Source organism: Anaerolineae bacterium (assembly GCA_025062375.1).
Classification (GTDB): Bacteria; Chloroflexota; Anaerolineae; order SpSt-600; family SpSt-600; genus SpSt-600.
The window spans coordinates 47,289-65,822 of sequence record JANXAG010000001.1 but is presented as its reverse complement, the minus strand read 5'-3'; the positions used below and the strand labels follow the sequence as shown (position 1 = coordinate 65,822).

Sequence of the window (18,534 nt, the reverse complement as noted above, 5' to 3'; positions counted from 1 at the left end):
GTGGTTTGGTTTTTCCGCGCCTTCAGGATATAATAAATTCTGTGCTCAGAACAAACTTTCACAATGAGCTGGTAAAATGAGAAAGATTTTGATGGTGGCCCCTACCTCCTTCTTCTCTGATTACGGGTGCCATGTCAGGATTTATGAGGAAATAAAGTTCCTTCAGAAGAATGGATTTAGGGTGGTAGTCTACGCCTACAGAAAAGGTGGAGATATCCCTGGGATTGAGATAAGGAGGATCCCTTCTATCCCCGGAGACAACCGCTATGAACTGGGGGCTTCATGGATAAAGGTGGCTTTCGATTTCTTCCTGGCCATTAAAACTCTGACGGCTTCCTTAAGGGAGAGATTTGACCTGGTGCACGCTCACCTTCACGAAGGCGCCCTGGTTGGCTTTCTGGTTTCCAGGATTCCCCGAATTCCCCTGGTCTTTGATTTCCAAGGAAGCCTTACCGACGAGATGATTCAGCATGGAATTCTCAAGCCTGGAGGAGCGCTTTTCAGACTAATGTGGAATGTGGAAAAACTCATAGACCGCCTTCCGGATGCTGTTATTACCAGTTCTCTTCACGGAGCCAGGCTCCTGGTGGAGAAATTTGGTTGCAATCCTGACAGGATTTTCACCATCCCCGATTGCGTTAACGTTGAGGCTTTTCGCCCCCGAACTTTCGCTGACGAGGAAGAAATCAGGGCCTTGAAAGCTTCGTTGGGTATCCCGCACGACCTTCCGATAGTTGTATACTTGGGCCTTTTATCTGGTTATCAGGGGATAAACCACCTCCTTCAGGCGGCTTCAATTCTCATCATGAATGGCATAAAGGCCCACTTTTTAATAATGGGCTTCCCGGGCGAGGCTCAATATAAAGCTATGGCTGAAGCTATGGGTATCGGTCAACATGTTACCTTTACAGGCAAAATCCCTTACTTTCAGGCTCCCCGCTATCTGCGTCTTGGAGATATAGCTGTTGCCCCCAAGCTTTCTGCCTCGGAGGGAAATGGTAAACTCCTGGTTTACATGGCCACAGGCCTTCCTATAGTAGCCTTTGATAGGCCTGTTAACAGGGAATACCTGGGAGATTTAGGCATATATGCCGCTCCTGGTGACCCTTACTCCCTGGCTGAAGCCATCGAAAAAGCGCTGAACAGCTTACCCGAACTTAAGAGGGTGGGGGAAAACCTAAGGTTAAAGGCAATGGAAAACTACCGCTGGGAGAAAGCTGGAGAGAGGTTATTGCAGGTTTACAGAAAGGTGGGTCTCAATTAGAAGTATGGAACTATTTAGGGAGCTCTGGAGCTACCGGTACCTTCTCTACATGCTGGTGGTAAGGGACCTTAAAGCTCGCTATAAAAACTCAATGATAGGAATTGTCTGGTCCCTCTTGAATCCCCTTCTTATGATGTTTATCTTCACCTGGGTTTTCACCGCCCTGGTGCCAAACCGTACCATCAGAGCTTTTCCTGTGTTTTTCCTCTGCGGACTTCTGCCCTGGAATTACTTTACCGGAGGGCTAATAGCCAGCACAGGTAGCCTGGTGGCCCATGCCAATCTCATCAAAAAAGTCTATTTTCCCCGAGAAGTGTTACCATTGAGCGCCGTCCTCTCAAACCTCGTTCACTTCCTCATAGCTTTAGTGGTCCTTTTTGCCTTAATGCCCCTGTTCCACATACGCTTCACCGTTTGGGCGACGTTTCTCCCCTTCATAATCCTCATTCAAACTGCTTTTGTAGCGGGACTCGGGCTGGCCCTTTCAGTCCTCAACGTTTTCTACAGAGATGTACAGCACCTTCTGGAAGTGCTCCTTCTGGGCTGGTTCTTCCTTACCCCGATATTTTACCCTCTGGATATTCTCCCGCGAGATTACAATTTCCTGGGGGTTACAATAGACCTCTGGCGATGGATGCAAATCCTGAATCCTATGGCCTCAATTATTGCGGCTTACCGAGATATCCTTTACTGGGGGAGGATGGTAGGGTTAGATTTTTTGGCGCGCACAGCGGTTACTTCTTTATTAATTTTTGCGATAGGGCTGGCCATTTTCCGTCGCTACAGATTTGTAATAGCGGAAGAGGTTTAAAGGATCAACATTGCATCGCCGAAACTGTAGAACCTATAGCGAAGTCTTACGGCTTCCTGATAAGCCCGCATTATAAAGTCCTTTCCCGCAAAAGCCGAAACAAGCATTATGAGGGTTGAACGGGGAAGGTGAAAGTTTGTAATAAGAGCATCTACCACCTTGAAGCGATAGCCCGGATATATAAATAGGTCTGTTTGACCCCGAAAAGGCCGCACTCCCTCCTCTGAGGCAGCTGTCTCCAGAACCCTCACAGAAGTAGTTCCAACAGCTATTATCCTTCGGCCTTCGCGTCGGGCCTGGTTTATTTCTTCTGCTACTTCTTCGCTCAGCTCGCAATATTCAGAATGCATTTTGTGTTCTTCAACGTTTTCCTCTTTAACGGGTCTGAAAGTGTCAAGGCCTATGTGAAGCGTTACAAAGACAAACCTACCTCCCTTTTCCTCAATGCGGCGCATAAGCTCCGGAGTAAAATGCAGGCCAGCGGTAGGGGCAGCCACCGACCCTTCAACTCGGGCAAAAATAGTCTGATAGCGTTCGGGGTCTGAAATAGGTTGATGGATGTAAGGAGGTAGAGGAATGGAACCGATTTCCCGGATAACGGGCTCAATAGGAGTTTCAAATTCTATAAGCCTGCTTCCGGCCTCAGTTATCCCCACCACAATCCCTGTAACTCCTTTCCCCTCTTTCCCTACCCAGAGTTTAGTCCCTTCCTTGATCTTTCTTCCCTTGACCAGGGCCTCCCAGAGCCTTTCCCCCCTGCGAGAAACGAGCAATAACTCTATTTTGCCGCCGGTCGGTAATTTATAGCCGTAAAGGCGCGCTGGTATCACACGGCTCTGGTTAGCTACGAGGACGTCACCCGGGTTTATGTAGTCCACAATCTCCCTGAAAATCCTGTGTTCAATAAAGCCAGTAGCCCTGTGAAGAACCATGAGGCGCGATGAGTCTCGTGGTTCAACAGGACTTTGAGCTATAAGTTCTGGTGGAAGGTAATAATCAAATTCCGCCGTTTTCATTTCCCCCTTAGAAATTTTATAGCAAACGTCGCCGCCGAGCAAGCCTTCTTGGCTCAACTTGACAGACCAACAGTGGCTTTTATAATAAAAACCAAAGCCAGAATAAGAGCACACAAAATGGGCACCCCCATTTATGTTTTAGGCCATAAAAACCCCGATACTGATTGTGTGGTGGCAGCTATAGCTTGCGCTGAGCTCTTCCGCCTCAAAGGAGAAGAAGCCATCCCAGCCCGGCAGGGCGAGTTACGGCCCGAAACCTCCTATCTGCTCCGTCGGTTCGGTTTCCCCGAACCTATCCTTTTCACTGACGCCAGACCACGAGTGCGGGACGCCATGAGCTCCCCGGCAATAACTGTACCCCCTCTAACCCCCGCCTACAAAGTCGGTCAAATTTTCAAGGAAAAAAACATTAGGGCGATTCCAGTAGTGGATGAAGAATCCAGGCTTCTGGGCATGATTTCGGTGGAAGATTTCTCTTCCATCCTTCTGGAAGAAATGGACCCTCACCTCCTCAACAGGATATACCCCGACCTGGAATCAGTAGTGAAAACCCTCGGAGGTTATTTTCTCCATCGCGGCACACGCCCGGTCAGGGAGAAAGTTTACATAGGTGCTATGAGCTTACCCAAAATGCTTGAGTATCTGGAACCGGACTCAATTTTGATAATCGGTGATCGGGAAGAGGCTCAAAAGGCAGCTATAGAGAAAGGAGTTGGAGCCATCATTGTGACCGGCGGTCTTCCCGTTTCCGATGAAATCCTTGAACTGGCTAAGGAGCACAATGTAACGCTTATTTCCTCACCTTATCATACTTTCACCACAGCCAGACTTATGCTTCTTAGCACTCCTGTCCAGTTTTTCATGAAAGAAAACGTGGCTTTCGTGGAAGAAAATGACCTTTTAGAGGAAGCCAGAGGACTCCTCGCTCGCCAGCGCACCCTGCCCGTCTTGGACGAAGAAAGGAGAGTAAAAGGAGTGATTTCCAGGTCTGATTTGCTCAAACCAGTGCGCTACAGGCTGGTTCTTGTGGACCACAACGAACGGAGTCAATCGGTGGTGGGGCTTGACGAGGCGGAAATTATAGCCATCATTGACCATCACCGGGTAGGCGACATCCAAACCCCTAACCCCATAATGGTCCGAAGCGAACCTGTGGGAGCCACATCCACTATTATAGCTTCCCTCTTCCAGGAAAACGGTTTCAATATAGCTCCTCCTCTGGCAGGGCTGCTTCTGGGGGCTATTATAAGCGATACAGTCTTCTTCCGTTCCCCCACCACAACCCCCAAGGATAAGGCTATAGCCGCTTTTCTGGCTTCCGCTGCAGGCATTTCTCCCGAAGCCCTGGCCGAAGAACTCTTCAGCGCCGCTTCAGAATTGCTTAATAAACCCGCCCATGAGGTTCTCATGTCCGATTTCAAAGAATATCAGTTTAACGACAATCTCTTCGGAATAGGCTATTTGGAAACTTACGGCCGAACTGTTGTGGAAAAACGCCGGGATGAGTTCCTGGAGGAAATGAGGAAGTTGAAGGAAGAGAAAGGATACATAAGCGTGATATTAATGCTGGTAAACGTCTTTGAGGAAGAAACGGAGCTTCTGGTAGTGGGCAAAGAAAGGGAAATTGCTGAAGCGTTGGGGTTGAAACTTTCGGGCCCTCACTCTATGACCCTGAAGGGGATAGCATCGCGCAAAAAACAAATCGCCCCTATACTGATGCGCCTCTAAGTGTCAAAAACCACTGTGGCTTCATAGCCTTTACCTACGTCCCTTATTTCAAGGTGATGGTAGGTGGCGGCTTTAACTTTGGCTTTGGTAGGATAGCCTTTCCCCCCCCAGACCCTGGCTTTGAGGGATTTCTCGTCCAGGTAAACAATTTCAAAGTCCCGGTAAAGCTCCCCCTCAATTTCGTGAAGGTAAAGGAGCTCGTTGAGCCATTTAACCAGGAGTGATTCTGTATCAAAGGAGGAAAGTTCCAGCTCCCGCGTTACTTCAACTTTTATCTCTTGCGGGTCAACCATAAGGCTGAACATACCAAAAGCAGCATTGACGAAAATATCTTCCAAGGTGCTGCCGTAAACTTTTATCGCCTTATCGGCCGTATGGGGGAGTTCTTCAAACCGTTTGATGGAAGGAGTATATACTGGCTCCAGCATGTTCTCTATACCTCCCAGGGCTTCCTCTCTTTCGAGAATTCTCAAAGCTTTTTCCACATCCTCTCGGATTTGCCGCGTAAGTTCTTCTACGGAGGGAAATTTCATCTCTGGCCTCAGCCTCTCCACAAACTCAACCACCAGGTCGTAGCCGTAAAGGTCGCCCTCAAAATTCAGGATATAAGTTTCCACCAGACGCTTCCCTCCGTCAAAGGTAGGTCTTATGCCCACGTTGGTAACCCCCCAGAGCCTATCCCGCCCCACCCGGACGTAGGTCACATAGACTCCATCAGCTGGGATGACCCTTTCGGGCCTTACCTCCAGGTTGGCGGTGGGGAAACCGAGGCTTCGGCCGCGGCCTTCGCCTCTAACTACTTCTCCAGCAAGGCTGTAATACCGGCCAAGCAGCTGGGCAGCTTCCCGAACTTCTCCCAGGGCTATGAGCTTACGGATACGGGTGCTGGATATGATTTCACCCTTAAAATAGAGGGGCTCTACCACTCGCACCATAAATCCCATCTCTCGGCCGAGTTCTTTTAAAACCTCTACATTTCCTTCCCGCCGGAAGCCCAGGGCAAAATCAGCCCCCACCCATAGTTCTTTCAAGTTCAGGTGTTTACAGAGGAGTCCTATAAACTCACGGGCTGGTGTTCTGGCCATCTTTTCATCAAAGGGCAAGATTGCAACCAGGTCCAAATCCATCTTCTCTAAAATTGAAACCTTTTCCCCAGGAGTTGTCAGGTAACGAGTGGGGTTTGATGGGTTAAGCACTACGGATGGGTGAGGATGAAAGGTTACAAGCCCAGCCAGGAAGCCTTTCTCATGAGCCTCTCTGACCAAAGTGCGAATAAGGTGCTGGTGACCCCGATGCACCCCATCAAAGGCTCCAATGGTTATGAAACTTTCTATGTTTATGTAAGCCTGGGAGAAGTTATCTATCAGCTGCATGGCCTACAGCACAAGTCTCGGTTGCCACATCTTAGCAGTCTTATCCCATTCCACCAGGCCTAAAAACCGCCCATCAAAGGAGTAAACTTTGTGAAGTCCTTCACCTCCCTGAGGGTTGCCCTTCACCTTTTGACCAAAGCGGATCCTTTTCTCTTCACCCTTTTCCAAAATAACAGCGGGAAGATCGGCCACGGCTATTTCTGCCGGGATCAAATATCGTTTAAGTCCAGCTGTTTCCAGTTCCTCAAGGGTTACAGCTTCTTCCAGAGTGAACCGCCCACTTTTAAGCCGGGTCAGCGCTGCCACATGGGCACCACACCCAAGCCTTTCTCCTAGGTCCCTGGCTAAGGCTCTTATGTAAGTTCCATGGGAACATTCTATCTCCAGAGTAAGGAAAGGGTTATCCCACTCCAATAGTTCCAGGCGGTAAATTTCTACCCTCCGGGGAGGAGGGCTTACTTCTTTGCCTTCTCGGGCCAGCTCGTAAAGGCGTTTCCCTTTTACTTTTATAGCTGAAAACAAAGGCGGGATTTGTTCTATAGTGCCGGTAAACTCCTTAAGGGCTTCTTTGATCTCTTCCATAGAGGTGTTTACGGGTGCCTCCCGGACCACCTCGCCTTCGGCATCGTGAGTGTTAGTGCTTATGCCCAAACGCAGTGTGGTTCTGTAAGTCTTCGGGCTTTCGGTTATAAAACGGACGAGCTTAGTAGCTTTCCCCAGGCATATAACTAAAACACCTGTAGCTATGGGGTCAAGAGTCCCAGCATGCCCGACTTTTCGGACCCCACTTATTTTCCGTACTCTGTCCACTACATCGTGGGAGGTAAGGCCTCTGGGTTTATTGATGTTGAGAATTCCCGAAAGTTCAGGTTTCATACACCTTTTGTGCTCCCGGGGAAAGCAAGAAGCCAGCGCCAGAGGTAAAAAGTCAGCTTTAGGTGAACTTGAAAAGTTCTTCCAGCACTATTTTCTTAACCTCCTCCAAACTCCCCTTAAGGCGACAGCCAGCAGCCTGGGGATGGCCACCTCCTCCGAGTTTGACCGCGACCGTTGAGAGGTCTATCCCGGGCGCGGAGCGCAGGCTTACATCCACTTCCCCGCCAGGTTTTTCGGTGAAGATAACCGCTATTTTGACCCCCTCTACCCCCAAAAGGAAATTCACCAGTCCAGAGTCATTGTCTTCTACCAGCTCCAGTTCCTGCAGAATTGAGCGGGGTTTGTCTACCCATATAATTCCATCCTTGAACTGTACCCGTCCCAGGAGTTTGCTCCAGAGCTGAAGCATCTTCAGGGAATGGTGGTTAAAGGCGTAAGTCATAACCTGATGGAGGTTTGCCCCAGCCTTCTGAAGCCGTAAAGCCGCTTCCAGAGTTTTGGCAGTAGTGCTGGCCGTCCGAAAGCCCTGGGTATCCGTAACAATGCCGTTGAGGAGACAAAGGGCCACATCCGACTCAATGGGTGCATGGAGCTCATCAAGGAGTTCCAGCACCATTTCGGCTGTAGCCGCCGCCTGCGGCTCTACCCAGTTGAGAGTTCCAAAGTAGAGGTTAGTGATGTGATGATCGATGTTTAAAAGAGGCAAATGGCCCAGGAGCTCTTTATGGTAAGCTTTCCCCAATCGCTTGATATCGTTAACGTCAAGAGATACCACCACTTCAAAGGAACCGGAGGGGTATGGGATTATCCTCTGGCTTCCCGGCAGATAGAGGAACCGTCTGGGGACTGGGTCCTGGCAGGCCATAATCACCTTTTTCCCGATCTTCTCTAGTGCTAAACCCAGCCCAAGCACAGAACCAATAGCATCTCCATCGGGGTCAATGTGGGTTAGAATCAGGATTTTATTGGCTTCGTTAAGGCTCTTGACTATCGCTTCTTTGGACATTTTCCCTTTCTTTTATCTCCCGGAGGAGCTGGTTAATGCGCTGCCCCCGTTCCAGAGAATCATCCCAAACAAAATTAAGGCGGGGGATAAATTTGATGCGGAGATTCTGGGCCAGCTCATGGCGCAGGAAACCCGAAGCCCTTTCAAAGCCTTCCAGGATTTCTTCCTTGCGCACCTGACCCTCCGGAGCGCTGACGTAAATGAAGGCGTCTTTGAGATCAAAAGTAACCTCCACATCTGTCACCGTTACGAAACTCAGACGGGGGTCTTTGACTTTTCTTTCCAGCAAAGTGCTTATCTCCCGCCGAATTAGTTCTCCAACCCTTTTCTGACGACGGGTCATGGATTTAACCATCTTAAACCACCTTCACCCTTTCGTAAATTTCAATGATATCGCCTATCACAAAATCCCCAAAGCTCTCAAGACCAACCCCGCACTCAAACCCCTGGCGGACCTCTTTAACGTCCTCTGTGAATCGGCGCAGGGAAGCTACTTTGCCATCGTATACCAGCTCTCCGTTGCGGATTATCCTGGCTCTTGCTCCCCTTACAACAACTCCATCCAGGACGTAAACTCCCGCTACCTGACCTTTAGCTACTCTGAATATAGCTCTAACCTGAGCATGACCCAGAATCTTTTCCTTAACTTCGGGCTCCAACAAGCCTTTGAGAGCCTTTTCCACATCTTCCAGGAGATGGTAAATTACCTGATACAAACGAATTTCAACCTTCTCGTTTTCGGCCAGAGCCCGCGCTGCTGGATCTACATCCACGTTAAAGCCTATAACCAGGCCCTTTGAAGCCACTGCCAGCATTACATCGGACTCGCTTACGTTCCCTGTCCCCTTATGAATTATTTTGATGCGCAGGTCTTCAGTACTCATTTTGCTTAATGAGCTTACAATGGGCTCCAGAGAACCGTAAGCATCGGCTTTAATGATAACGTTAAGTTCTTTCACCTCCCCTGCCTGCATCATCTGATGCAGAGCTTCCAGCGTTATCACCTGTGGTGCTGGTTTAGGTACAGCCTTTTCAGCACGGCGCTTTTCCACTATAGCCTTGGCCTCTTTTTCATTCCTGACCACCTCAAACAGCGCACCAGCTGGGGGAACCTCGGGCAGACCCAGGACGAGAGCAGGTGTGGACGGAGGGGCCTCATTTATAGGCTCTCCCCGGTCATTAAACATAGCCCTGACCCGTCCGTAAATATCATCTACTACGATGATCTCTCCGCGGCGCAGACTTCCGTTCTGGACCAGCACGGTGGCTACAGGGCCGCGCCTTTCGTCCATCTTGCCTTCAATAACCGTCCCAACAGCAGGGCGGTTGGGGTTGGCCTTTAGCCCTTCCAGCTCCGCTACCAGAAGTATATTCTCCAGAAGTTCATCAATCCCTATGCCCTTTTTAGCCGATATCGGAACACATATGGTATTACCTCCCCATTCCTCCGGGATGAGGCCTACTTCTGCCAGCTGGCGCTTGACCCTCTCTACATTAGCTTCAGGTTTGTCAATTTTGTTGATAGCTACAATTATCGGAACCTGAGCGGCTCTGGCGTGGTCAATTGCTTCCAGCGTTTGGGGCATTACCCCATCGTCAGCAGCTACCACCAGCACGGCTATATCAGTTACCTGAGCACCTCTTGCCCTCATGGCAGTAAAAGCTTCGTGGCCAGGGGTATCTATGAAGGTTATCTTTTTGCCATTTACATCCACCTGGTAAGCCCCTATCTTCTGAGTTATCCCTCCCACCTCCCCTGCCGCCACATTGGTATGGCGAATAGCATCCAGAAGTGTGGTCTTACCATGGTCCACATGGCCCAATACAGTAACAACTGGAGGCCTTGGCACCATCTTTTCAGGCGGTTCGCCTTCGTAGATAAGTTGGCGTATGGTTTTGGGGGCCGGAGGAAGTTCTTCTACCGGAGGTGGAGCAGGCTCTTCCACTGTGAAGCCCAGTTCCTCAGCTACAATGACAGCCGTATCTCGGTCAAGGCGCTGGTTTATGTTAGCCATAACCCCGTTTTTCATAAGCTCTTTGATCACATCAATAGGGCTTATGTTCATAAGCTGGGCCAGCTCCCTGACCGTAATACTGTCTGGAATGACGATTTTCTTCGAGGGAGGGGGTTCTGGAGGCGCTGGCTCCTCCTCAAGGATCACCTTGGGGCGCGGCTTGGGCTTAAATTTTTTGCCTGCAAACCCCTTTTTGGGAAACTTTCTCCCTTTTTTGCGAATTTTCTCATCAACTGGCATTTTCTCCTCCATTATAGAGGCTGGTCACCAGCTTCTCTTTTTCCTGCCAGGTTATTCCCACAAGCTCCTCTTCAGGGATAAGCTGGGCCAGCTTTTTAAGCCTCTCTTCCACCTCTGGCGGAACTGCAATTTTAAGGGCGTAATCAAGACTTCTGCGCCTCAGGGCTGTCTCCCAACAGCTTTTCCTAAGGCAAAGGTAAGCACCTCGCCCAGGCTTCTTACCTTTTGGGTCTACCTCAATCTGTCCATCCGTTGTCCTGACAATCCTCATCATCGCCTGTTTGGGCTTGACCTCCCGGCAGCCCACACAGGTGCGCATGGGTATGTGCTTGGGTGACATTTCCCCTTACTTTCTCCTTTTCTTAGGCTTTTCCTCATCCAGGCCAAAGGATTTTATCTTGAGGAGTTCTTCCTGAAGGTATTCCAGAGAAAACCCTTCAGCCTCTCCCTCTTGGGGGGTGACTTCTTCCGGTTCGGCGGGCTCTGGAGAGGTTTCACCCTGAACAGGAAGCTGTTCTGATTCCAGTTCAGGAAGTTCAGGCGGAGCCTTCTGAGCCAATATAACCTCAGGTTTCTGCCCGGTAAGGATAGCTTGAGCTATGGATAAGAGGTCCCTCTTATCTTCCTCCCCTTCCAGCAGACCTTCAGCCCTGGCCTCACTTTCACTCTTTATATCAATCCGCCAGCCTGTAAGTTTAGCCACAAGCCTGGCGTTTTGACCCTCTTTACCTATTGCCAGTGAAAGCTGGTTATCGGGAACTATTACGGTAGCAGTTCTGCCTTCTTCAGTTTTCTGCAGGATAACTTTAATAACCCTGGCAGGGCTCATGGCATTGGCTATAAAAGCAGCTGGATCCAGGCTCCATTCTATTACTTCAACCTTTTCCCCATTGAGCTCCTTTTGAATATTCTGGATTCTGACTCCCTTTTGGCCTACACATGTCCCTATGGGGTCGAGGCCTGGCTGGATGGCCTTTACGGCCACTTTGGAGCGAGAGCCCGCCTCCCGGGCTATAGCCTTGATTTCCACGAGGCCCTGGGCTATTTCTGGGACCTCCCTTTCAAAGAGCCGCTTCAGGAAATTCTTATGAGCTCTGGAAAGGATAATCCTGGGCCCAGCCCCTGATTTGTAAACTTCTACAATGTAGAAGAGCATTTTCTGGTTAACCTGATACTTTTCCCCGGGGATTCTCTCCTTCGGAGGCATTATGGCTTCAAGCTTATCTATATTGACGATAACGTTGCCTGTGGCATGATCTACTTTTTGAATAACGCCAAGTATAAGCTCACCCTCTTTGTCAGCCAGGGTGCTGTAGACGTAGTCTTTTTCGGCTTCCCTTATGCGTTGCAGGATAACCTGTCTTGCGTTCTGAGCAGCAATACGGCCGAAGCCAGGCGGGGTGTTTTCCACCGATATCATCTGGCCTATGCGAGCTTCAGGGTTTATTTTCAGAGCTTCCTCCAGAGAAATCTGGGTTTTAGGGTTAGTTACTGTTTCCACGACCATTTTATCCACAAAGATCTTTATCTGCCCGGTTTTCACATCTATTTTGGCCCTCACGTTCATGGCCGGGCCATAGTCTTTTTTGTAGGCGGAAGCTACAGCATCTTCGGCCGCCTTGAGGATTATATCTGGTGGTAGTTTTCTCTCCTCACTCAGCTGCTTTATGGCTAATATCACTTCATTTTTCATCCCTTTCCACTCCTTTAAGTTCTTTACAATGAGAAAAGTGGGGAAACCCCACTTTTCCTTGGATGCTATTTTGCCTGGTTTAAATTATAGCATTTAGTAAGCTTTTTAGCAACTTGATTGGATGGCAGAGGCGATAAAGCTTTGAGGCTCCATATGGGGGAGCTTCTTCTGACTATGCCGGCAATGAAGGTATTGTGTGGAAGGGTTTTAGCCCAGAAACCTTCTGAGAAGCCCGGCTTCTACAATAAGATCCGTTAAACGAGCATAAAAGTCTCTTTTTAAATCCTTTACTATCCTCCCCGTGATTTCGCGGTGCTCCAAATCGGGTTCCACCTTGATGTTTAGAGAGTTTATAAGGTTTAAAGCCTCAAGCAGAGGTTTTTTAACCGAGGGAATTATTTCCAACACCTTCGGATTGAAATATTTCAGCGCAATGGAGAGATCAAATTCCAGGTTCCGATAAATAGATTTAAGTTCGTGAAGTTCTTCTTGCGTCAGGGCTGAAAGCCCGAGAATTTCTGGGGGAAGTCCCAGAGAATAACAGGCCGCGCAGAAACTTATGGCTCTCGGAAGAGTAACCCTTCCAAGCTGGCGCGAATAACCGAAAAGTCCTATGTGAAGCTTCCTCATTCTCCTCCTTGGCACATAGCGAGCAAGAAAGTTGATCAGGTCTGCTATTTGTTCAATGATAGCCCTATATTCCCGGGAGGTCTTTTCGATAACCATTAGGGCGAACTTTTCCTCAAAATCCTCCGGAGGATACCTTACGAAATTTTTAATCTTTTTTATAGCGGATATTACGTCTTCGATGGGATAGTCGTACTTGAAAGCGGACTGCACGGTGAAGGTCTCAACGTAGGGGTATTCTGAAAGCACATAATCCACCGTATAGGGTGTGAGATTGCCCCGGAAAGGCGGAGAACCTGTTCCCAAAATGGGGTAGAATTCTTTTTCCAGCTCCTGAGAGAGTTTGTGAATTTTCCTCAAAGCAATTTTGTTAGCGAGAATCGCTGCCACGACGCCATAGTTTAAGGCAGGATCGGACCTCGCCAGGAAAACTCGCAGGTAGCTCTCTGGTTTGTCTCTGAGGTATTCTCTGAGAATTTCATCCGCTTTCAGTATATAAGTCACATCTTCAAAAAGTGGAATCACATTAATTTTTTCCGGTAAAAATTCTCCGACCCACTCCGCAACCGTTACAGATCCTTCAAAAATGGGCTGATTCTGTTTGCCTGAGATGAAGTTCTTATAAAAGAAATACACTTGATTTAACTCCTCTGCAGAAGTGGTCATGGGAAGTATTACTTCAAAGATGGGAGAAGGAGACGTATCTCCGTAAAAAAGCCTGGCTGCATCCATAGAACGTGGAATGCTCTCCAGGGCTTCAACCAGAATTTTGGCCTCCTCTTTCTCCACAGAAGGGTTAGGCACCCGTAAAGTCAAAAAGACCTCTTCTCCAAGGCGCTTTTTTTTGAAGAAATGGGGGTATCTCGTAAGCAGCTTCTTAACCACGAAGTCGTCTACTTCTTTTCCCTCGCTGTCCCACATCTGTTCATCACATCCCAGGTGGGAGAAAGCGTAATAGGCTTCCTGAATTTCATCCTCTCCTGACATGTCAGGAGTTTCAGCAAAAAAGGGCAGAGAGACATTATCGGGATGCTGGGTGGACATGGCCCGCGGTATTTTGATCATCTGTCCTCCTTTCTTTACCCCTTGCGCTAATTTTGAAAACAAAACCCTCCTGGATGACCCGCTTCGGCTATTTTTAATAAAATAAAACCCACATTGAAGCCCTTCGTATTAAATAAATTATAACCAAGGCTAAGAGTTTTTAAGCACTTCCGTCAGCAAGATGCAGGGCACAATGACCGCCAGGGCTGTAAAAGCCAATTGCTGACTGAAACCGCTATCACTTCTTCCCCTTTTCTCCGGCCCATCATAAGACTGGCATTTTTCCCATATAATCCCATCCTGCCCTGGAAAATTTTGCGATAGATATGCATGGCCCCTCTTACCCTGAGAAAATCTTCAGAACTTTCCAGCTCCCGCTGTCCGAAAACCTGGACGGATGACCAGGAAATAGCTCTGTGTAAAAAATAACTGCTCCAGTGTCAGAGTTAGCCACCGTAAATTTGGGGCTTTTGGGATAAATTTTGACAGAGTGGAATCGCTTGTGCTATCATTTGATGGAAGATTTTTGGCGGGAGGAGATGGTTATGATTTGGGGAATTCTCGCAATTATAGCTTTATCTTATCTTATCGGTTCAATACCCTTTTCATACATCGTAGCTCGCCTAATTGCCGGTAAGGATGTCCGTTACGAAGGCGAAGGCAACGTGGGGGCAAGAAATGTCTGGCATCTTGCTGGCCCCCTCCCCGGCCTCCTGGCGGGATTTCTGGATGTTTCCAAGGGGTTTGTTGTTTACAGGCTCGCCTCTCACTTTACCAGTAATGAGCTAATTATCTACCTGGCCGGTCTGGCTGCAGTTCTCGGACACGGTTTCCCCCTTTTTCTCAAAGGCCGAGGAGGTAAGGGAATCTCGGTAGCACTGGGCTTTCTGCTCAATGTTATACCTCAGGCTATATTGCTGGGGGTGATACTCCTGAGCCTTGCCTGGGCCGTAACCCGCAACTTCAACGTCAGCGCTGGTGTCGGTCTCGGCTCCATGGTCCTGCTGGCTTTGCTGTGGGTTCCTTTAGGGGAGTGGCTTAAGATTCTGGGTTTAATGATGATTCTGGCTTTTAAGAAAATCCTGGATCGCCCCCACGAGACCGCTGTGCGCCAGAAAAGCGGCTGGTTTGAGCCAAAAGGCGTGATTCAGCGCTAAAGGTTTGAGCCATGTTGACCCTTTACCAAACGGTCATAACCGTTTGCATCTTACTGGTTTTCCTCAACCTCCTAAATAACCTGCGTTTAATCCGCAAACCGCCAGCCGAAGGCCCATTGCCGTCTTATTTGCCAATGGTTTCGGTGCTGGTCCCGGCCAGAAATGAGGAGCGCAATATTGAGAATTGCGTTTCATCTCTTCTGGCCCAAGATTATCCTGCAAAGGAAATAATAGTTTTGGACGATGACTCTTCTGACAGGACCGCTCTGATCGTCGAAACAATGGCTGCCAGGACTCCAGGCCTTGCTCTGATCAAAGGTAAACCATTACCCCCCGGATGGATAGGCAAAAACTACGCCTGTTATCAGCTGGCGGAGGCAGCCCAGGGAGAATGGCTCCTTTTCACCGATGCGGATACCGTTCATTCCCCCTATTCCATTTCATCTTCTCTAAGAGCAGCTGTTGCTGACAGGATTGATTTTTTAAGCCTGATACCCAGAATCGTTTGCGTATCTTTCTGGGAGAAGGTGCTTTTACCGGTGATACCTTTCGGCTTGCTGGGATTCTGGCCCCTTGGTTTCATGAATTCAATACCTCATCCTCGCGCGGCAATGGCTATCGGCCCCTTTATGCTGGTAAGAAGGGAGGCTTACCGCAGGGCTGGAGGCTACGAGGCAATACGCGATAACATAGTGGACGATATAGCTCTAGCCAGGGAAATCAAAAAAACAGGCGGGCGGGTTGCCATAATGGACGGAACAGAGCTGGTCTCGGTGCGGTTTTACCGCGATTTTTGGGAGATATGGAACGGCCTGTCCAAAAGTATATTCGGCGCGCTGGATTACTCTCTGACGACGGCTGCGCTTTACATCATTGCTGGCTGGAGCCTTTTCCTTTACCCTTACTTTCTGGTTTTTCAGAGTTTAGCCTTGCGGGAATTTCAGTTCTTGACCTTCTGGGTCCCTTCCTTTCAAATCGCCTTAGCCTGGCTCATGCATTACACAGTGGCTCGCCGGTTTAAACTATCAATGCTCTCGCCCTTTTTCAATGTCTTGACCGTCGCTTTGACTCTGCTTATGATTATTAACTCCGTGAGGTGCTCGCTTATTGGAAAAGGAGTGGCCTGGAAGGGACGCTACTACAATGTGGGGGTGCGGAGGTGACCAATAAAGAAGTAGCGGAGATTTTGAGGCGTATAGCCGACATGCTGGAGATAAAGGGGGAAATCGTCTACAAGGCCCTGGCCTACCGGAGAGCCGCCGATAACATTGAATATCTGGGCCGCGATATTGAGGATGTCTGGCGAGAAGGCAAACTCACCGAAATTCCAGGGGTGGGCAAGTCCCTGGCGGAGAAACTGGATGAACTTTTCCGCACCGGGAAAATGAGTTATTACGAGGAGCTTAAGGAAGAAATACCACCGGGTGTGGTAAGTCTGCTTCAGGTTCCGGAAGTAGGGCCAAAAACAGCCAAGCTTGTGTGGGAAAAACTGGGGATAACCTCCATCCCTGAACTGGAGAGGGCCGCCAGGGAGGGCAAACTCCGGACCCTTCCGGGCCTCGGGGTTAAATCTGAAGCCAAAATTTTAGCCGGGATTGAAGCTCTTTACCGGCGTTCAGAGCGCATTCCCCTGGCTACGGCCCTCCCCGTGGCCAGGGAAATAATCCAGGCTATCATGGACGCCACCCCTCATGCTTTAAAGGTTACCGCTGCTGGAAGCCTCCGCCGCATGAAAGCCACCATAGGGGATATTGATATTCTGGCTTCATCCTACAGACCAGAGGAGGTTATAGAAACTTTCACTCGCTTGCCCCACGTCGCCGAGGTTTCCATGAAAGGACCCACCAAATCCACGGTTTTTCTCCACAACGGCCTTCAGGTGGACCTGAGAGTTCTCCCACCTGAGAGATATGGCTCGCTCCTTCAATACTTCACTGGCTCTAAAGAGCACAACGTAGCTTTGAGAGGGATAGCTCTGGAAATGGGCCTCAGCCTGAGCGAATACGGCTTTAAGCGTGGTGAAGAGGAAATCCTTTGCCCAGAGGAGGAAGATGTCTATCGGATTTTAGGTCTGGAATGGATTCCGCCTGAACTGCGGGAAAACAGAGGGGAGATTGAAGCAGCTAGAGAAAAAAGGCTTCCGCGCCTTATAGAGCTCGGAGATATAAAGGGCGATCTCCATGTTCACACTAACTGGAGCGACGGAGCTTCATCTATTGAAGAGATAGCCGAGGCTGCCCGTCGTCGGGGCTATCAATACCTGGTTATATCCGACCACAGCCACGGGCTTGGGATCGCCAGGGGCCTCAGCCCTGAAAAGCTTATGGAACAAAGGGCCATCATCCAGAAACTCAACGAACGCTGGAATGATTTTAAGCTTTTGCAAGGCGCCGAAGTGGAAATTAGGGCTGATGGTTCCCTCGATTATCCCGATGAAGTGTTAGCTTCACTGGATTTAGTCATCGCCTCCATTCATACAGGGCTGAGGCAGGAAAAAGAACGCATTACGGCCAGAGTTATAAACGCTATGCGCAACCCTTACGTTGATATAATAGGTCATCCCTCGGGACGCATCCTGGGTCAGAGAGAAGAAAGCGCTGTGGATATGGACGAAGTCTTAAAAGTAGCCAGGGAGACGGGGACCATCCTGGAGGTAGATGGCACCCCTGATAGGCTTGACCTGGATGATGTTTACATCCGCCGGGCTGTGGAAATGGGGATAAAACTGGCCATAGACAGCGATGCTCATAACCTCTATGGCCTTGATGCCCTTGAATTCGGAGTAGCAATGGCTCGCCGCGGTTGGGCTGAACCGAAAGATGTGGTCAACACACTCCCGTTGGAGGAGTTCCTCAGAACATTGAAGAGAAACCGCCGCCATTAGAGCTACCGTTCACACCCTATGCCATCCTTATCCAGATCAAAGTGATGAGGATCGGGAGGAAGGACTTTGAAGCGCCTGTGAGGAATATCTTTACAGTCTAAGTCCGGTGGTGGGGAAGGAATGCAAACCTCAGGATAAGAAGGATCGCAAGCGGAAGCGACAGGGGTGGGGGTTGCTTCCTTCCATAGGCCAAGGTTTGCTTCGCGCGCTTCTCTTTCGGCCTCAAGGAACAAATTAGCGCACGAGACATCGGGCGGGTAAGTTAGAGCCTTTGCATAGCCATTCTTGACCAGAGCATAATTGACAAAAACTCCGTCTGCAAAAACATACCGGAGCAATCTCCCATGTCGGTCGGTCTCAGATACATCCCTGACCAAAATCAGTTTTTTGTTGAGAACCATAGAAGCATTAGCCTGAGTTGCTTCCCGGAACAAGGGCTCATCGGCTTCAGGGGCATCTATTCCTATGTAGCGAACTCTATAAATTTTTCCTTCCAAGCTCACATCAATGGTATCTCCGTCCAGAACGGCGACCGCTAAAGCTTCCTGGGCTGCGGTCTTCGGCACGCAGAAACCCTCAGGAGGCAGGGGAGGGAAAGAAGGTGTAGGGGTTTGAACCGGAACCGGGAAAGGCCCGCTGGGCAGAAGAGAAACTCCCAACCCTGCAAGGAAACCGCAGATGAATCCTATCCCCAGAAGGCCAATAGCACCCACGATTAAGAGTAAAAGGTTTTTGTTTCTTCTCATTTTTACCTCCTGACCCTCGGCTGCCCTTTTCGAGTTTGCCCTATCTTTCCAGGC

16 protein-coding genes are annotated in these 18,534 nt (G+C 49.3%); 6 read left to right on the top strand and 10 right to left on the bottom strand.

Features of this window, described 5'->3' with window-relative positions; genetic code table 11:
* The first annotated feature begins 76 nt into the window (after window positions 1-76).
* Window positions 77-1,264, top strand: coding sequence for a glycosyltransferase family 4 protein (locus NZ653_00340; GenBank protein MCS7285577.1), 1,188 nt, complete (start codon window positions 77-79; stop codon window positions 1,262-1,264).
* 4 nt (window positions 1,265-1,268) lie between these two features.
* Complete coding sequence (locus NZ653_00335) at window positions 1,269-2,075, top strand: ABC transporter permease (protein MCS7285576.1); 807 nt, start codon at window positions 1,269-1,271, stop codon at window positions 2,073-2,075.
* On the opposite strand, the gene queA is transcribed toward NZ653_00335, so the two are convergent.
* Window positions 2,072-3,091 carry a tRNA preQ1(34) S-adenosylmethionine ribosyltransferase-isomerase QueA gene (gene queA, locus NZ653_00330; GenBank protein MCS7285575.1) on the bottom strand — a complete coding sequence of 340 codons (1,020 nt, stop codon included), beginning with the start codon at window positions 3,089-3,091 and terminating at the stop codon, window positions 2,072-2,074. The genes NZ653_00335 and queA overlap by 4 nt on opposite strands.
* A 117-nt stretch (window positions 3,092-3,208) precedes the next feature.
* Here queA and NZ653_00325 point away from each other — a divergent pair, with 117 nt between their 5' ends.
* A complete protein-coding gene (locus NZ653_00325; GenBank protein MCS7285574.1) occupies window positions 3,209-4,819 on the top strand; it encodes a putative manganese-dependent inorganic diphosphatase in 1,611 nt (536 codons plus the stop codon).
* Here the strand turns inward: NZ653_00325 and NZ653_00320 are convergent.
* From NZ653_00320 to ppcA, 8 genes are all read right to left on the bottom strand, one after another.
* Window positions 4,816-6,192, bottom strand: coding sequence for a bifunctional riboflavin kinase/FAD synthetase (locus NZ653_00320; GenBank protein MCS7285573.1), 1,377 nt, complete (start codon window positions 6,190-6,192; stop codon window positions 4,816-4,818). The genes NZ653_00325 and NZ653_00320 overlap by 4 nt on opposite strands.
* Before the next feature lie 3 nt (window positions 6,193-6,195).
* The gene (gene truB / locus NZ653_00315; GenBank protein ID MCS7285572.1) at window positions 6,196-7,068 is read right to left on the bottom strand and encodes a tRNA pseudouridine(55) synthase TruB; all 873 of its coding nucleotides are present in this window, start codon (window positions 7,066-7,068) and stop codon (window positions 6,196-6,198) included.
* Window positions 7,069-7,126: 58 nt separating this feature from the next.
* The gene (locus tag NZ653_00310; GenBank protein MCS7285571.1) at window positions 7,127-8,074 is read right to left on the bottom strand and encodes a bifunctional oligoribonuclease/PAP phosphatase NrnA; all 948 of its coding nucleotides are present in this window, start codon (window positions 8,072-8,074) and stop codon (window positions 7,127-7,129) included.
* Window positions 8,043-8,429 carry a 30S ribosome-binding factor RbfA gene (gene rbfA / locus NZ653_00305; GenBank protein MCS7285570.1) on the bottom strand — a complete coding sequence of 129 codons (387 nt, stop codon included), beginning with the start codon at window positions 8,427-8,429 and terminating at the stop codon, window positions 8,043-8,045. The genes NZ653_00310 and rbfA overlap by 32 nt, the downstream gene beginning before the upstream one ends.
* A 1-nt stretch (window position 8,430) precedes the next feature.
* A complete protein-coding gene (gene infB, locus NZ653_00300; GenBank protein ID MCS7285569.1) occupies window positions 8,431-10,329 on the bottom strand; it encodes a translation initiation factor IF-2 in 1,899 nt (632 codons plus the stop codon).
* Window positions 10,319-10,669, bottom strand: a complete 351-nt coding sequence (locus tag NZ653_00295; protein MCS7285568.1) for a YlxR family protein — start codon at window positions 10,667-10,669, stop codon at window positions 10,319-10,321. Before NZ653_00295 ends, infB begins: the two co-directional genes overlap by 11 nt.
* Window positions 10,670-10,675: 6 nt before the next feature.
* Complete coding sequence (gene nusA / locus NZ653_00290; GenBank protein ID MCS7285567.1) at window positions 10,676-12,022, bottom strand: transcription termination factor NusA; 1,347 nt, start codon at window positions 12,020-12,022, stop codon at window positions 10,676-10,678.
* A 207-nt stretch (window positions 12,023-12,229) separates the two neighbouring features.
* Window positions 12,230-13,714: a phosphoenolpyruvate carboxylase gene (gene ppcA / locus NZ653_00285; protein ID MCS7285566.1), complete on the bottom strand. Its 1,485-nt coding sequence runs from the start codon at window positions 13,712-13,714 to the stop codon at window positions 12,230-12,232.
* Window positions 13,715-14,238: 524 nt separating this feature from the next.
* On the opposite strand from ppcA, the gene NZ653_00280 reads away from it, so the two are divergent.
* From NZ653_00280 to polX, 3 genes are read left to right on the top strand one after another with little or no spacing between them, the layout of a single operon-like run.
* Window positions 14,239-14,850, top strand: coding sequence for a glycerol-3-phosphate acyltransferase (locus NZ653_00280; GenBank protein MCS7285565.1), 612 nt, complete (start codon window positions 14,239-14,241; stop codon window positions 14,848-14,850).
* A gap of 11 nt (window positions 14,851-14,861) precedes the next feature.
* Window positions 14,862-16,013, top strand: coding sequence for a glycosyltransferase (locus NZ653_00275; protein MCS7285564.1), 1,152 nt, complete (start codon window positions 14,862-14,864; stop codon window positions 16,011-16,013).
* On the top strand, window positions 16,010-17,734 hold the full coding sequence (gene polX, locus NZ653_00270; GenBank protein MCS7285563.1) for a DNA polymerase/3'-5' exonuclease PolX: 1,725 nt from the start codon (window positions 16,010-16,012) through the stop codon (window positions 17,732-17,734). The genes NZ653_00275 and polX overlap by 4 nt, the downstream gene beginning before the upstream one ends.
* Window positions 17,735-17,736: 2 nt before the next feature.
* On the opposite strand, the gene NZ653_00265 is transcribed toward polX, so the two are convergent.
* Window positions 17,737-18,480, bottom strand: coding sequence for a thermonuclease family protein (locus NZ653_00265; protein ID MCS7285562.1), 744 nt, complete (start codon window positions 18,478-18,480; stop codon window positions 17,737-17,739).
* Between the last annotated feature and the right edge of the window lie 54 nt (window positions 18,481-18,534).

Bases quoted from the DNA above. Each gene is read 5' to 3' on its own strand.
- NZ653_00340 (MCS7285577.1), top strand. From the start codon at position 77: ATGAGAAAGATTTTGATGGTGGCCCCTACCTCCTTCTTCTCTGATTAC.
- NZ653_00335 (MCS7285576.1), top strand. From the start codon at position 1,269: ATGGAACTATTTAGGGAGCTCTGGAGCTACCGGTACCTTCTCTACATG.
- queA (MCS7285575.1), bottom strand. From the start codon at position 3,091: ATGAAAACGGCGGAATTTGATTATTACCTTCCACCAGAACTTATAGCT.
- NZ653_00325 (MCS7285574.1), top strand. From the start codon at position 3,209: ATGGGCACCCCCATTTATGTTTTAGGCCATAAAAACCCCGATACTGAT.
- NZ653_00320 (MCS7285573.1), bottom strand. From the start codon at position 6,192: ATGCAGCTGATAGATAACTTCTCCCAGGCTTACATAAACATAGAAAGT.
- truB (MCS7285572.1), bottom strand. From the start codon at position 7,068: ATGAAACCTGAACTTTCGGGAATTCTCAACATCAATAAACCCAGAGGC.
- NZ653_00310 (MCS7285571.1), bottom strand. From the start codon at position 8,074: ATGTCCAAAGAAGCGATAGTCAAGAGCCTTAACGAAGCCAATAAAATC.
- rbfA (MCS7285570.1), bottom strand. From the start codon at position 8,429: ATGGTTAAATCCATGACCCGTCGTCAGAAAAGGGTTGGAGAACTAATT.
- infB (MCS7285569.1), bottom strand. From the start codon at position 10,329: ATGCCAGTTGATGAGAAAATTCGCAAAAAAGGGAGAAAGTTTCCCAAA.
- NZ653_00295 (MCS7285568.1), bottom strand. From the start codon at position 10,669: ATGTCACCCAAGCACATACCCATGCGCACCTGTGTGGGCTGCCGGGAG.
- nusA (MCS7285567.1), bottom strand. From the start codon at position 12,022: ATGAAAAATGAAGTGATATTAGCCATAAAGCAGCTGAGTGAGGAGAGA.
- ppcA (MCS7285566.1), bottom strand. From the start codon at position 13,714: ATGATCAAAATACCGCGGGCCATGTCCACCCAGCATCCCGATAATGTC.
- NZ653_00280 (MCS7285565.1), top strand. From the start codon at position 14,239: ATGATTTGGGGAATTCTCGCAATTATAGCTTTATCTTATCTTATCGGT.
- NZ653_00275 (MCS7285564.1), top strand. From the start codon at position 14,862: ATGTTGACCCTTTACCAAACGGTCATAACCGTTTGCATCTTACTGGTT.
- NZ653_00265 (MCS7285562.1), bottom strand. From the start codon at position 18,480: ATGAGAAGAAACAAAAACCTTTTACTCTTAATCGTGGGTGCTATTGGC.